Origin of the sequence: Devosia sp., assembly GCF_017744655.1 — a bacterium.
GTDB lineage: Bacteria > Pseudomonadota > Alphaproteobacteria > Rhizobiales > Devosiaceae > Devosia.
Genome location: NZ_JAGIAW010000009.1, coordinates 340,788 through 352,941 on the forward strand (window position 1 = coordinate 340,788; position 12,154 = coordinate 352,941).

The 12,154-nt window shown below is 63.1% G+C and carries 14 protein-coding genes; 4 read left to right on the forward strand and 10 right to left on the reverse strand.

From position 1 onward, the window contains the following. Positions 1-2: 2 nt before the first annotated feature. The gene (locus J7557_RS18045) at positions 3-761 is read right to left on the reverse strand and encodes a Stf0 family sulfotransferase (protein WP_291421420.1); all 759 of its coding nucleotides are present in this window, start codon (positions 759-761) and stop codon (positions 3-5) included. Positions 762-880: 119 nt separating this feature from the next. Between J7557_RS18045 and J7557_RS18050 the strand changes: the two genes are divergently transcribed. Genes J7557_RS18050 through J7557_RS18060 form a run of 3 tightly spaced genes read left to right on the forward strand, consistent with a single transcriptional unit; the run spans position 881 to position 2,915 of the window. Next, complete coding sequence (locus J7557_RS18050; protein ID WP_291421421.1) at positions 881-1,279, forward strand: MAPEG family protein; 399 nt, start codon at positions 881-883, stop codon at positions 1,277-1,279. A 45-nt stretch (positions 1,280-1,324) separates the two neighbouring features. After that, entirely contained in the window at positions 1,325-1,687 is a 363-nt protein-coding gene (locus J7557_RS18055; protein ID WP_291421422.1) for a YciI family protein, read from the forward strand. 1 nt (position 1,688) lies between these two features. Then, positions 1,689-2,915, forward strand: a complete 1,227-nt coding sequence (locus J7557_RS18060; RefSeq protein ID WP_291421423.1) for a DUF6596 domain-containing protein — start codon at positions 1,689-1,691, stop codon at positions 2,913-2,915. On the opposite strand, the gene J7557_RS18065 is transcribed toward J7557_RS18060, so the two are convergent. From J7557_RS18065 to J7557_RS18100, 8 genes are all read right to left on the reverse strand, one after another. Continuing rightward, entirely contained in the window at positions 2,884-3,045 is a 162-nt protein-coding gene (locus tag J7557_RS18065) for a hypothetical protein (protein WP_291421424.1), read from the reverse strand. The genes J7557_RS18060 and J7557_RS18065 overlap by 32 nt on opposite strands. 8 nt (positions 3,046-3,053) lie before the next feature. After that, positions 3,054-3,419 (reverse strand): hypothetical protein, encoded by a 366-nt coding sequence (locus tag J7557_RS18070; RefSeq protein WP_291421425.1) that lies wholly within the window; start codon positions 3,417-3,419, stop codon positions 3,054-3,056. A gap of 229 nt (positions 3,420-3,648) precedes the next feature. Next, positions 3,649-4,299 (reverse strand): L,D-transpeptidase, encoded by a 651-nt coding sequence (locus J7557_RS18075; protein ID WP_035084583.1) that lies wholly within the window; start codon positions 4,297-4,299, stop codon positions 3,649-3,651. Positions 4,300-4,456: 157 nt separating this feature from the next. Continuing rightward, a complete protein-coding gene (locus J7557_RS18080; protein WP_291421426.1) occupies positions 4,457-5,011 on the reverse strand; it encodes an alpha/beta fold hydrolase in 555 nt (184 codons plus the stop codon). Positions 5,012-5,095: 84 nt separating this feature from the next. Next, the gene (pnp, locus tag J7557_RS18085; RefSeq protein WP_291421427.1) at positions 5,096-7,240 is read right to left on the reverse strand and encodes a polyribonucleotide nucleotidyltransferase; all 2,145 of its coding nucleotides are present in this window, start codon (positions 7,238-7,240) and stop codon (positions 5,096-5,098) included. 301 nt (positions 7,241-7,541) lie between these two features. Beyond that, positions 7,542-7,811 carry a 30S ribosomal protein S15 gene (rpsO, locus tag J7557_RS18090; RefSeq protein WP_035084587.1) on the reverse strand — a complete coding sequence of 90 codons (270 nt, stop codon included), beginning with the start codon at positions 7,809-7,811 and terminating at the stop codon, positions 7,542-7,544. A 132-nt stretch (positions 7,812-7,943) separates the two neighbouring features. Next, a complete protein-coding gene (locus tag J7557_RS18095) occupies positions 7,944-9,674 on the reverse strand; it encodes a sensor histidine kinase (RefSeq protein ID WP_291421428.1) in 1,731 nt (576 codons plus the stop codon). Positions 9,675-9,721: 47 nt separating this feature from the next. Then, a complete protein-coding gene (locus J7557_RS18100) occupies positions 9,722-9,910 on the reverse strand; it encodes a hypothetical protein (protein ID WP_291421429.1) in 189 nt (62 codons plus the stop codon). A 96-nt stretch (positions 9,911-10,006) separates the two neighbouring features. Between J7557_RS18100 and miaB the strand changes: the two genes are divergently transcribed. Next, positions 10,007-11,398 (forward strand): tRNA (N6-isopentenyl adenosine(37)-C2)-methylthiotransferase MiaB, encoded by a 1,392-nt coding sequence (gene miaB, locus J7557_RS18105; RefSeq protein WP_291421430.1) that lies wholly within the window; start codon positions 10,007-10,009, stop codon positions 11,396-11,398. Positions 11,399-11,501: 103 nt separating this feature from the next. Here the strand turns inward: miaB and J7557_RS18110 are convergent, their stop codons facing one another. After that, the gene (locus tag J7557_RS18110) at positions 11,502-11,885 is read right to left on the reverse strand and encodes a GNAT family N-acetyltransferase (protein WP_291421431.1); all 384 of its coding nucleotides are present in this window, start codon (positions 11,883-11,885) and stop codon (positions 11,502-11,504) included. Between the last annotated feature and the right edge of the window lie 269 nt (positions 11,886-12,154).

A 12,154-nucleotide genomic window follows, 5' to 3' on the forward strand; every position in this document is an offset into this window, starting at 1 on the left:
GGCTAGGCGTTTTCCCGCCTGAAGCGCTCGACCCATTCCCGGCTCGTCGCATCCGCCATCTTGGCCGTCGGCACCGCCATGGCGAGGGCAATGCCCTCGTCGAGCCCGAGGCGCGCAAAAATCTCCGCCAGGGCCCGCTGCGGCGTAGCCGTGACCCCTTCATAAATGAGGCGCAGCGGCGTAATGCCATGCCCTGCAAAGAAAGCGTCCCAAGCCCGGTCGTCCGCTTCCAGGTCCGCCAGCACCGCGGCGATCCTTTGGCCGTCATAGACCGGCTCCGGCCGTTCCTCCGCGCCTTCGAGCACGCTGCCATCGGCATTGAGGTGCCAGAGCCCGGTCTGTTCGGCGCGCACCAGCGAGACAGCCTGGCCGAGCTTGTCCCCGCGGGAGAGGTGAATATAGAGGAGGGGCCCAAACGCCGCCTCGAGCTGCGCCGGCACGGTGTCCGCGCGGCCAAAAACCCGTGCTAGCCGCCGCCCGGCATCGGCAAGGCTCGAATACATCACCCGCAGCCCAAAGATTCCCGTTCCCGCCCTGCCGGCTTCGCGCATGGCCGCGAGATAGGCACGATCGAAGGCCGGCGTATCGATGCCCTCGGCCGGGGAAACACCCCAGTCCTCCGCCCAATGCGCAATATCGACCTCGCGAAAATAGGAGTTCGGCCTTCCGGCCACCCCGCTCCGATAGAGCATTTCGCAGATGAGCGTGCTGCCCGAGCGCGGCGTGCCGCAGATGAGATAGGCTTGGGGAAATTGTGACATGACCTGATCCTAGCGCGCCGCACGTCCCGATGGCGCATGTCGAGAAAAATAAAATCGCGATGTCGAAATTCGGCAATGGCTTGCGTTCTTGGGTCATTTCCAATCGAGGACAGCGTCCAATGCCCCTTACCACCACCACGCTCTATAGCCTGCCGCTCATCCTGATCTGGCTGGTGCTCTTCGTCAGGGTTTCGGCGACCCGGGCGCAATACAACCAGTCCTTCGGCGATGGCAGCCATGCCGATCTGCTGCAAAAAGTTCGCCAACACGGCAATTTCATCGAATGGGCGCCCTTCGTGCTGCTGCTCATGCTGCTCGCCGAGGCACAGGGCACCACTGCCCTTTGGCTCCACATTGCCGGCGCCCTGCTCGTCCTGGGTCGCCTGGTTCACCCCTTCGGCCTGCAGCCGGGGAACGCGGCACATCCGCTGCGCTATCTCGGCAATGGCTCCAACTTTCTTGCCGTGGCAGTGCTGGTCGTCTGCCTCGTGCTGATCCTCTTCGGCCGCCCAGCCTAGCGCCGTCTTCCGTCTTCTCTTAAGCCTGATCCCAGAGGTTACAAAATGCAATATATGCTTCTCATCTATGCCGACCCGCAGCGCGAGCCCAAATATGGCACGCCCGAACACGAGGCCATGATGTCCAGCTATTTCGCTGCCAACCGACAGATGAAGGCCGATGGCGTGCTCGTCGCCGGCGAGGCCCTCAAAAGCATAGACACCGCCACCTCGCTGCGCCTCAATCGCGGCAAGGTCGAAACCATGGACGGCCCCTTTGCCGAAACGCGCGAGCACCTGGGCGGCTATTATGTCATCGAGGTGCCCGATCTCGACGCCGCCCTGCGCTATGCCGCCCTGATCCCCACCGCGGCCTATGGCACGGTGGAAGTGCGCCCGCTGATGACGTTCAATCCCGCGGGCAATTGAGATGATGCAGGCCGCCTCCGGCGCCGTTGCCGCGACCCGAGCCCTCGAGGGCCTGATGCGCAATGACCGGGGGCGGCTCATGGCCGCGCTGATCGCGCGCCTCGGCAATTTCCAATTGGCCGAGGAAGCCTTGCAGGATGCCATGCTGTCCGCCGTCGGCCATTGGGGCCGCAATGGCGTGCCCGCCGCGCCGCTCGGCTGGCTGCTGCAAACCGCCTATCGCAAGGCCATCGATCGCCTGCGCCAGAGCAAATCGGAGGGCCGGAAGGTCGACGCCCTGCGCCTGCTTACTGCCGAAACGCGCGAGGATGACGCCAACGACATTCCCGACGAACGGCTGCGGCTGATCTTTACCTGCTGCCATCCCGCCCTCGAGCCGAAATCGCAGGTGGCACTGACCCTGCGCACCATTTGCGGATTGTCGACGCATGACATCGCCGCCGTTTTTCTCGATGCCGAACCGACCATGGGGCAACGCCTCTCCCGCGCCAGGGCCAAGATCACCGCGGCGGGCATTCCCTATTCCGTGCCGGAGCCGCAGGATTGGGCCGAACGGCTGCAGGCCGTGCTGGCCGTCATCTATCTGGTCTTTACCAGCGGCTATGCCGGCACTGCCGAAAACCGCAAAAATCTCGCGGCCGAGGCGATCTTCCTTGCCCGCCTGCTCGATAGCCTGCGCCCCGCCGATCCGGAGATTGAAGGGTGTCTCGCCCTGCTGCTCATCACCCATGCCCGTCACGATGCCCGCGAGGACCATACCGGCGCTGCCGTGCCGCTCCCCGCACAGGATCGCAGCCGCTGGGACCGGGCGTTGATTGCCGAAGGCCTCGGTCTGCTCGATCGTGCCATGAACCGGCGCCTGCCCGGCCCCTATCAGATCAAGGCCGCCATCGCCGCCTGCCATATCGGCGAAAACGGCTCGGATTGGCCGCAGATCGTGCTGCTCTATGACAGCCTCCTGCGGTTCGAGCCGACGCCCGTGGTCCGGCTCCATCGCGCCGTCGCCCTCGCCGAAGCCGGCCGCCCGGACACCGCGCTCGCGCTGATCATGCCGCTTCAGGCTGAGCTCGGCGCCTATCAGCCGTTTCACGCGGCTCTTGCCGAGCTGCTGGCCCGCAGCGGGCGGAAAGCCGAAGCGCTTGCCGCCTATGAAAGGGCCATCGCCCTAGCGACCAACGAGGCCGATATCGGCTTCCTCAAAGCACGGGCGCAAGCAGTTCGCGAATAGCGCGCGTAATAGTCTCGGTCGGCTGGTCGGCATTGACCGGAATGCCGAAGAGCGGATCGCCATGCGCCTTCACGCATTCGGCCGAACGCCGCGTCTCGAATTCCGTAAGGCCGGTGCGGCCCTCGGCCAAACCGCGCCTCAGGAGGCGCTCGTGCACCACTGCGAGCGGCGCGACGAGGCAGATTTTATGCACGGGCGCCGTTGCGGCCAGCGCCCCAGCAAAATCCGCAAGATAGGTCCGGTCGGTGAAAGCCATGGCACGATGACAGTTCGCGCCCGCCGATGCGCGATGCGGGCCTGATGCACGATCAGGCGACGCCAGAGCGCCATGTCCTGATAGTCAGCAGGTTGCTCCTGCAAACCCAGCAGGAAGGCCGGCAGGCGCCGCAGTACATAGCCGACCCGTTCGGGGTCGGAAATCGTCGATCCCGGCAGTTCGCGCCTGAGGCAGGCGGCGGTCGCGGTCTTGCCGATGCCGAAGGAGCCGTTGAGGAGGATGAACATGGCGCGACCCTAGCATCGGCCCCTAAAAACGAAAGAGCCCGCTCCTTGCGGAACGGGCCCTGGATGCCGGATGCGGGTGACTACGGTATGAACCGCGGCCGGCAGTATATTTTGGAGGTCGTGACGAGAGTTTTCGCTCCCGGGTGTCACGATCCGCCAGAACTATTGCGGCGACATTGCGAAAGGCACGGTCGGGAAAACTGTTACCGGTTTTCCCGCAATCCCGCGCTTAGGCGTTGATCACCGTCACGCGCGTGCCCGAGGGGACGCGGGCATAGAGATCGATGATGTCCTGGTTCATCAGGCGAATGCAGCCCGAGGAAACGTTGGTGCCGATCGTATAGGGTTCGGTGGTGCCGTGGATACGGAAAAGCGTATCGGCGCCGTTTTTGTAGAGGTAAAGCGCGCGCGGCCCCAGCGGATTTTCGGGACCCGCGCCCATGCCATTGGCCCAGGGGCCATAGCGGTCGGGCTCGCGGGCGATCATAGACTTGGTCGGGGTCCAGCGCGGCCATTCGGCCTTGCGGCCAATGGTGGCATCGCCACGGAACACCAGGGCCTCGTCCTTACCGACGCCGATGCCGTAGCGCAGAGCCCGGCCGTTTTCCATGACGAGGTAGAGATAGTGCGCGGGGGTATCGACCACGATCGTGCCGGGACGTTCGGTGGTGAAATAGGGCACTTCCTGACGCCACCATTTCGGATCGACGCGGCGCAAATCCATGGCGGCGATGGGATAGGCTTCATTGGTGACCGGGCCGTACATGCGCAGGTAGTACGGATCGATGGTGGGCTCCTGGACCACAGGCTGACGCGTGGTCGAACAGGCTGCCAGGGCCGTCGCGGAGAGGCCGATGAGGAAAAGGCGGCGGGAAATCAAAACTGGAACCTCGGGACAGGCAAAGAATCACGTCGAGAGGGCAGGGCGCCGCCTCGTTCCTTGCAGTAACGCTTCTCCCGCTTAACGTGGCACGAATGCGGCGGTTCCTCGCCACAATGTGATCATAGTTTGGGCTGTTGCTCAAATCCCACAGGTCTCACGGGCCTGTGATGGATCTAATGGCTTTCAGCAGGTCCGGCGCGGCTGTGGCAGCTTCGTGGTCGATCCCGGGCAGAATGGAAATCTGCGCCTGCGGCAGCAATGCTCTATAGAGTTCCGGGTGGTTTTTGGCGACGACCTCGTCCCGGTCACCCTGCAGAATGAAGAGCCTCGATAGGGCCTGCAGCCTCGTGCCGGCATCCTCGGGCAAGGCGAATTCGGCGATCTGCCAATCCTCCGCGCTCCAGAAGGGCGCTGCCAGCGTCACGACGCCGAGGAGCCTATCCGGCACGCCAAATCGCGTCAGAACCTGCAGGATGGTCGACCCACCCAGCGAATGCCCAACCAGAACGAAGTCACCCTCGATCGCCCTCACCTCCGCTTCCACAGCCGCGATCCATGGTTCGGCCGCGGGCGCGTCCGGCTCCGGCATCAGCGGCGCAATCAGCTTGAGATCGGGCGGAAGCATGGCGCGCAATGCCTCCAAAAGGGCGCTGCTGCCTTCTCCCGGCCCCTGCGGACCGGCGCTATGGATGAAAAGCACGGTGATCATGCGGGGATAGTGAGCCAAAGACGCGAAAATCAAAAGGCCCGGATCGCTCCGGGCCTTTCACTATTCTTGCTCGGAAAACGCGCCTTACTCGGCAGCGTCGTCCTTGGCTTCCTTGACCAGTTCCTTGCCGGTTGCCTGGTCCAGCACCTTCATCGACAGGCGGACCTTGCCGCGCTCGTCAAAGCCGAGGAGTTTTACCCAGACCTTGTCGCCTTCCTTGACCACGTCGGTGGTCTTGGCAACGCGCTGGTCGGCGAGCTGGGAAATGTGGACGAGGCCATCCTTGGCACCGAAGAAGTTCACGAAGGCGCCGAAATCGGCGGTTTTCACGACGGTGCCCTGATAGATGCCGCCGACTTCGGCTTCATCGGTGATGGAGCGAATCCACTTGATGGCAGCTTCGATCTGCGAACCGTCCGAGGACGAAACTTTTACAGTGCCGTCGTCTTCGATGTTGATCTTGGCGCCGGTCTTTTCGACGATCTCGCGGATGACCTTGCCGCCGGTGCCGATCACTTCACGGATCTTGTCGGTCGGAATCTTCAGCGTTTCGATGCGGGGAGCGAACTCGCCCACTTCGCCGCGCGAAGCCGAGAGGGCCTTGGACATTTCACCCAGGATATGGATACGACCGTCCTTGGCCTGGCCGAGAGCGATCTTCATGATCTCTTCGGTGATGCCGGCGATCTTGATGTCCATCTGCAGCGAGGTCACGCCCGCTTCAGTACCGGCCACCTTGAAGTCCATGTCGCCGAGGTGATCTTCGTCGCCGAGAATGTCGGAGAGAACGGCGAACTTTTCGCCTTCGAGGATCAGGCCCATGGCAATACCGGCCACCGGGCGCTTCATCGGCACACCGGCATCCATCAGCGCCAGCGAGGTACCGCAAACGGTCGCCATGGAGGACGAGCCGTTGGATTCGGTGATCTCGGACACGATGCGGATCGTGTAGGGGAATTCCTCGATCGAGGGACGGATCGGGTTGATGGCGCGCCATGCGAGCTTGCCGTGACCGATTTCGCGACGACCGGGCGAACCCATGCGACCGGCTTCACCGACCGAGTAGGGCGGGAAGTTGTAGTGCAGCAGGAAGTTTTCCTTCTTGGTGCCTTCCAGACTGTCGATGAACTGCTCGTCTTCGGCGGTGCCAAGGGTGGCAACAACCAACGCCTGGGTTTCGCCACGGGTGAAGATGGCCGAGCCGTGGGTACGCGGCAGGACGCCGACTTCAGCCAGGATCGGGCGGACGGTCTTGAGATCACGCCCGTCGATACGGCTGCCGGTGTCGAGAATGTTCCAGCGAACAATCTTGGCCTGGAGATTGTGGACGACTTCGCCCAGCTCTTCCTTGGTCAGCTCGCCGGCCTCGATCTTGGCAGCAAAAGCTTCCTTGACCTTGGCATTTGCGGCGTCGACGGCGGCGTAGCGCGCGGCCTTTTCAGTAATCTGGTAGGCAGCGCGGAGATCGGCTTCGGCAATGGCCAGAACTTGGGCTTCGAGAGCCGAGAAATCCGGAGCCGTGAAATCGCGCGGTTCCTTGGCGGCCAATTCGGCGAGCTTGATGATGGCCTGGATGACCTTGGCGCTTTCGGCGTGACCGAACATGACGGCGCCGAGCATGACTTCTTCGGAAAGCTCCTGGGCTTCCGATTCCACCATGAGCACGGCATCCTGAGTGCCGGCCATGACGAGGTCGAGCTTGCTGTCCGAACGACGATCAATGGAAGGGTTCAGCACATAGGCGCCGTCGATATAGGCGACACGCGCTGCGCCGATCGGGCCCATGAAGGGAACGCCGGAAATGGTCAGGGCTGCGGAAGCTGCGACCATCGAGAGCACGTCAGGATTGTTTTCCATGTCGTGCTGCAGAACGGTGACGATGACCTGGGTCTCGTTCTTGTAGCCATCGGGGAAGAGCGGGCGGATCGGGCGGTCGATGAGGCGCGAAACCAGGGTTTCGTTCTCGGTCGGACGACCTTCGCGCTTGAAGTAGCCGCCCGGGATCTTGCCGGCAGCAAAGTACTTTTCCTGGTAGTTGACGGTCAGCGGGAAGAAGTCCTGACCCGGCTTCGGCGACTTGGCCGAAACCACGGTGGCGAGCACAACGGTCTCGCCCAGCGTCGCGAGCACGGCGCCGTCCGCCTGGCGGGCGATCTTGCCGGTTTCGAGCGTCAGCGGCTGGCCGCCCCAGTTGAGTTCGACCTTGTGGTGGTCAAAATTGATCGACATTTGGTGTCTTTCCATTCTGCCGGAGCGCGGGAACGCGGAATAGGCGAGGGTCCGCGAACGCTTCCGGTGTGCCCGCACCGGTGCTGCACCCCATGTGCGCGCCGGCTCAAAATCAGGCACTGTTACTGTCTGACAGGAGTCAGAACATGGACAAGACAACAAGCGTCTCCACTGCGGAAGGCGCCAATAATCCTGCCATGCTCCGGCGCTGCCGGCCTAAAGGGAACCAAAGGCTCCCGTGCATGCCCCATAAAGGGCAACCGGCGCGGAAGAGACCTCCCGCGCCGGAAACTTGGGTCGCTTAGCGACGCAGGCCGAGCTTTTCGATCAGCGTCTTGTAGCGGTTCTCGTCGACCTTCTTGAGGTAGTCGAGGAGGCTACGACGGGTCGAAACCAGCTTCAGGAGACCACGACGGGAGTGGTTGTCCTTGTTGTGGCCCTTGAAGTGTTCGGTGAGGTTGGCAATGCGCTCGGAGAGGATGGCAACCTGCACTTCCGGCGAGCCGGTATCGTTGGCAGTGGTTGCATATTCCTTGATGAGGGCGGTCTTGCGCTCAGCGGTAATCGACATCGGCAAATCCTTCTAGAATTTTGAGGATGAAAGAGCCCCAGCCAGGATGTCGTCCAGGTAGGGCCTGTTATAGCGCGGGCAAAGTGAGCCTGCTGGCGGTCCCTATAGTGCAAAGCACCTGATAAAGCCAGCTTATTGATTCCGGCGCTCTTCGAGCTGCTCGTCGGGCCGCACCGCGGCAAAGGCCGGATCGAGCGCGGTCATGGGAATATCGATGGTCCATTCGACCCCGTCGGCATGTTCATGGCGCTCGACCTTGGCCCCGAGCGCACCGCCCACCATGGACCGCAACACGGTCGTCCCGAACCCCGCCCTTTCGCTGGCCTTAAGCGGCGCCGACAGGGTTTCGCGCCAGCGCATGGCGAGCTGATCCTCGTCCTCATTCCAGGAAAGGGTCAATTGGCCCCTTTCATCGGCAAAGGCGCCATATTGGGTGGCATTGACCGCCAGTTCATGCACCGCCATGCCCAGGATCTGCGCCCCCTGCGGATTGATCCTCAAATCGGCGCCCTCGATGCGCACCCGCGTCGCGTCCTGCGGCCGGAACGGGGCCAGATGCAGGTCGATCAGTTCGCGTAGCGACACCCCGGCCCGTCCATGGGCGAGCAGCAGGTCGGTGGAGCGCGCCAGCCCCATGATGCGCCGCTCCAGCCCCTCGACATAGCGCGGCACGTCCGTCGCGCCCCGCGCCGTCTGCTTGGCCATGGCCGAGATGACCGCCATCTGGTTTTTCGAGCGATGCGCCAGTTCGCGCATCAGGAAGCGTACATCGCGCTCCGCCGTCTGCCGCTGGCGCGAGGCCTGCACCAGGGCTTTTGAGACCTCGTCGATCTCGGCGACCGGATAGTGCCGCTCGAACACGGCTTCGCCGCGCCCCAGGCGCTGCGCATCGAGCCGCAGGCCACGCACCGAGCGGCTCAATTGCTGGGCGATGAAAACAGCGATCAGCGAAGCGACAACGGCAATGACGAGACCCCAGGCCGCCAGTTGCAGCAGCGATTCCCCCAGGGGACGCTTGACGCTCGAGGCCGAAGCCCAGGCAATGATGCGCCAGCCGGTCAGGCCCGAGCGCCATTCCGAGGTCACGACGGTTTCCCCATGCAACTGTTCCTCGGTCCAGCCCGAGGTGGTGTCTTCGAGATTGCGCCGCATCGGCAAGGTGTCGCCAATGGCGAATTCGTCCCCGGTGGTCGAGGCGATGATCGTATTGCTGCTATCGACCAGCGCCGCATTCCAGCCCTGCGGCAATTCCCGCGATTGCAGAACGGGGATGAGATCCCGGGCATTCTGGGTCAGCGCCAGGAGACGCACCGGCTGCTCATCGGGCAGGGGCAGCCACACATTATAGACCCAGGTCTGCGCCACCTGGCCGAAGAACAGGCCCGAAATGGTCGGCCGGCCCCGCTCGATCGCCCGGCTTGCCGTCGCTGCATCCGAGGACAGCCCGAGGGGCGAACCGAATTCCACCCGGCTATTGAGCAATTGCTGGGCCTTCGCATCGGTGCCGATGAGATAGGAACCGGTGCCCGCCAGCGCCACGGTGGCGCGGCGATGAAATTCCCCGAGATCGCCACCGGCAAGGGACGGGTCGGACGAGAGTACGCGCAGGGTCGTCGCCATGCCCGAAATTTCGCGATCCACCGCCTGGCCCATGGCCTGTACGGTGGCATTGGTGAGGGATTCGACGACTTGTTCCTGCGCGTCATTGGTGCTGTTGAGCAGCACCAGCGCCACGATCAGCGCCGGGATCAGAATGACGAGCACGAGCGTGAGCAGGTAGAGCGCGACCGGCAGGGGCCGTCGCGATCTCAAACTCCGCGCCTTGCCGGACTCTGCGGCCCGGTCCTGGGCTTGTGCTGCCATGGCGTTCTGGTCCTTGCCGACTGGCAGGTTGGGCCCGGGCGGGCCAGTCAATATTTGGCGCTAGCGTCGCTGGCGGGAAAACTCTCGTCTACCGCCTCGTCCACCTTATCCCATTTCTTCGGCTTGTCAGCCTGCGCTTCAGCCCCCGCATTGCGGACCTGCACCGGGGAATCCTTCGGCCCGGGCTTCTGCCCATCCCGCATGGCGGCAGCTTCGGCCTTGTGTGGTTTGCTCATGACCAGATCCTCTATTCTGCGATCACACAACACGCGGAGCCCCAGCGGGGTTGCAGGCGGTAGCATCACACCTTCTCGTCTGGTAAATAGCCCGTCATGAACCAGATCGCGCCGAAAAAACTCTTCATCAAAACCTATGGCTGTCAGATGAATGTCTATGACAGCGACCGCATGGCCGATGCCCTGGCGCCGCATGGCTATGCGCCCACCCAGGACATGGCCGAAGCCGATCTCGTGCTGCTCAATACCTGCCACATTCGCGAAAAGGCGAGCGAGAAGGTTTTTTCCGAACTCGGCCGTTTGAAGGAACTGCAGAACGAAAAGCGCGCCACCGGCGGGGACCTGATGATCGGCGTTGCAGGCTGCGTGGCGCAGGCCGAAGGCGAGGAAATCGCCCGCCGCGCCCCCATGGTCGACATGGTTTTCGGGCCCCAGGCCTATCACCGCCTGCCGGACATGCTGGCCAAGGCCGAAGGCAATCGCCACATGCACCCCGCGCTGCGCCGCGCCGTGGTCGACACCGATTTCCCCGAAGAAGACAAGTTTGCGCACCTGCCGGCGGCGAAAAAAGACGTCACCATCGGTCGCGGCCTCACCGCCTTTCTCACCGTGCAGGAAGGCTGCGACAAGTTTTGTTCTTTCTGCGTGGTCCCCTATACCCGCGGCGCCGAAGTCAGCCGCCCGGTCGCTCAGGTCGTGGAAGAAGCCCGCCGCCTTGCTGACGCGGGCGTGAAAGAAATCACCCTCCTCGGCCAGAACGTGAATGCCTATCACGGCGAAGATGTTTCCGGCCGCGCCGTCGGACTTGGTGAGCTGGCTTACCTTCTCGCCGAAATCCCTGGCCTCGAGCGCCTGCGCTATACCACGAGCCATCCGCGCGACATGGACGACGCTCTCATCGCGGCGCATCGTGATCTCGATTTCCTCATGCCCTACCTGCACCTGCCGGTGCAGTCCGGTTCCGACCGCATCTTGAAGGTGATGAACCGCAAGCACACCGCTGCGGAATATATGCGCCTTATCGAGCGCATCAAAACCGCGCGCCCGGACATGGCGTTTTCGGGCGATTTCATCGTCGGTTTCCCCGGCGAAAGTGACGCGGATTTTGAGGACACGCTCAAAATCATCCGCGATGTCGGCTATTCCTCAGCCTATTCCTTCAAATATTCGACCCGCCCCGGCACGCCGGGCGCCAACCTCACCGAGCAGATCGATGAGGCGGTCAAGGTCGAACGCCTCGCGCGCCTGCAGGACCTCGTCAACAAGCAGACCAGCGATTTTCATGCGTCATGCGTTGGCCGCACGCTGCCTGTGCTGATCGAACGCGTCGGCCGCATGCCCGGCCAGGTGGGCGGTCGCTCGCCTTATCTGCAGGCCGTGCACCTCGAAGGGTCTACGGACCTTATCGGCGGGATACACGAGGTGGAAATCATCGGCACATCCACCAATTCGCTAGTCGGCCGCCTGCGGCAGGCTGTTGCGGCGTAAGCCCTAACTATTGTCCTCGCTCACCAGTTGTTATCCCCGCGAAAGCGGGGACCTCCGTTTTCAAACAGGGGTTCCCGCTTTCGCGGAAATGACACCGAGTTTATTAGAGCGCGATTAGTCCCGCCTCCGTCGGCCGAAACCCGCACCCACGATAAAACTCGGTCAGATGCGGCTCGAAATCGACATGCAGCCACTTGGCGCCGCGCGCCCTGGCCACCTCCTCCGCCGCCTTCACGAGTTTGGTGGCAATACCCCGAAGCCGAAAATCCCGATGCGTGCAGGTGTCGAGAATAAAGGCGTGCACCCCGCCATCCCAGGCAATGTTCACAAAGCCCACGAGCTTTTCGCCCTCATAGGCGCCGACATGGGCAAGGCTGCGCTGGAGGATCGGTTGCCAACTCGCCGGTCCCGCATCGCCCCAGGCCGAAAGCCACAGTTCTCGCAACACCGCGTCGCTGGGATATGGATCAATCGCTATCCCAACCATGCGTCGTCTCCCCAGTATCGCCATTGCCGGACATGCATGGGCAATGGTTCGAAAAGCAAGATATCCATCTTATCCCCGTCCGGCAAAACCGTGCCATTCTTTGCCCGTTCCCGCCGGTAACACGCGGCACCGACGAAGTGCCGGGCGGGGAGACGGGCTGCTTGAGGTCGCTCAGGCGGATGCGTGGATGCCGACCACCGGCCAAGCGGCAGTGAGCCCCCGTTGCATCCCCGGATGCTTCCGACGGCAAGCTGGACCGCAAAACCCCA

Excerpts from the sequence above, each read along its gene's own strand:
- miaB (WP_291421430.1), top strand. The coding sequence starts at position 10,007 with ATGAACCAGATCGCGCCGAAAAAACTCTTCATCAAAACCTATGGCTGT.
- J7557_RS18080 (WP_291421426.1), bottom strand. The coding sequence starts at position 5,011 with ATGATCACCGTGCTTTTCATCCATAGCGCCGGTCCGCAGGGGCCGGGA.
- J7557_RS18095 (WP_291421428.1), bottom strand. The coding sequence starts at position 9,674 with ATGGCAGCACAAGCCCAGGACCGGGCCGCAGAGTCCGGCAAGGCGCGG.
- rpsO (WP_035084587.1), bottom strand. The coding sequence starts at position 7,811 with ATGTCGATTACCGCTGAGCGCAAGACCGCCCTCATCAAGGAATATGCA.
- pnp (WP_291421427.1), bottom strand. The coding sequence starts at position 7,240 with ATGTCGATCAATTTTGACCACCACAAGGTCGAACTCAACTGGGGCGGC.
- J7557_RS18110 (WP_291421431.1), bottom strand. The coding sequence starts at position 11,885 with ATGGTTGGGATAGCGATTGATCCATATCCCAGCGACGCGGTGTTGCGA.
- J7557_RS18060 (WP_291421423.1), top strand. The coding sequence starts at position 1,689 with ATGATGCAGGCCGCCTCCGGCGCCGTTGCCGCGACCCGAGCCCTCGAG.
- J7557_RS18070 (WP_291421425.1), bottom strand. The coding sequence starts at position 3,419 with ATGTTCATCCTCCTCAACGGCTCCTTCGGCATCGGCAAGACCGCGACC.
- J7557_RS18045 (WP_291421420.1), bottom strand. The coding sequence starts at position 761 with ATGTCACAATTTCCCCAAGCCTATCTCATCTGCGGCACGCCGCGCTCG.
- J7557_RS18100 (WP_291421429.1), bottom strand. The coding sequence starts at position 9,910 with ATGAGCAAACCACACAAGGCCGAAGCTGCCGCCATGCGGGATGGGCAG.
- J7557_RS18055 (WP_291421422.1), top strand. The coding sequence starts at position 1,325 with ATGCAATATATGCTTCTCATCTATGCCGACCCGCAGCGCGAGCCCAAA.
- J7557_RS18050 (WP_291421421.1), top strand. The coding sequence starts at position 881 with ATGCCCCTTACCACCACCACGCTCTATAGCCTGCCGCTCATCCTGATC.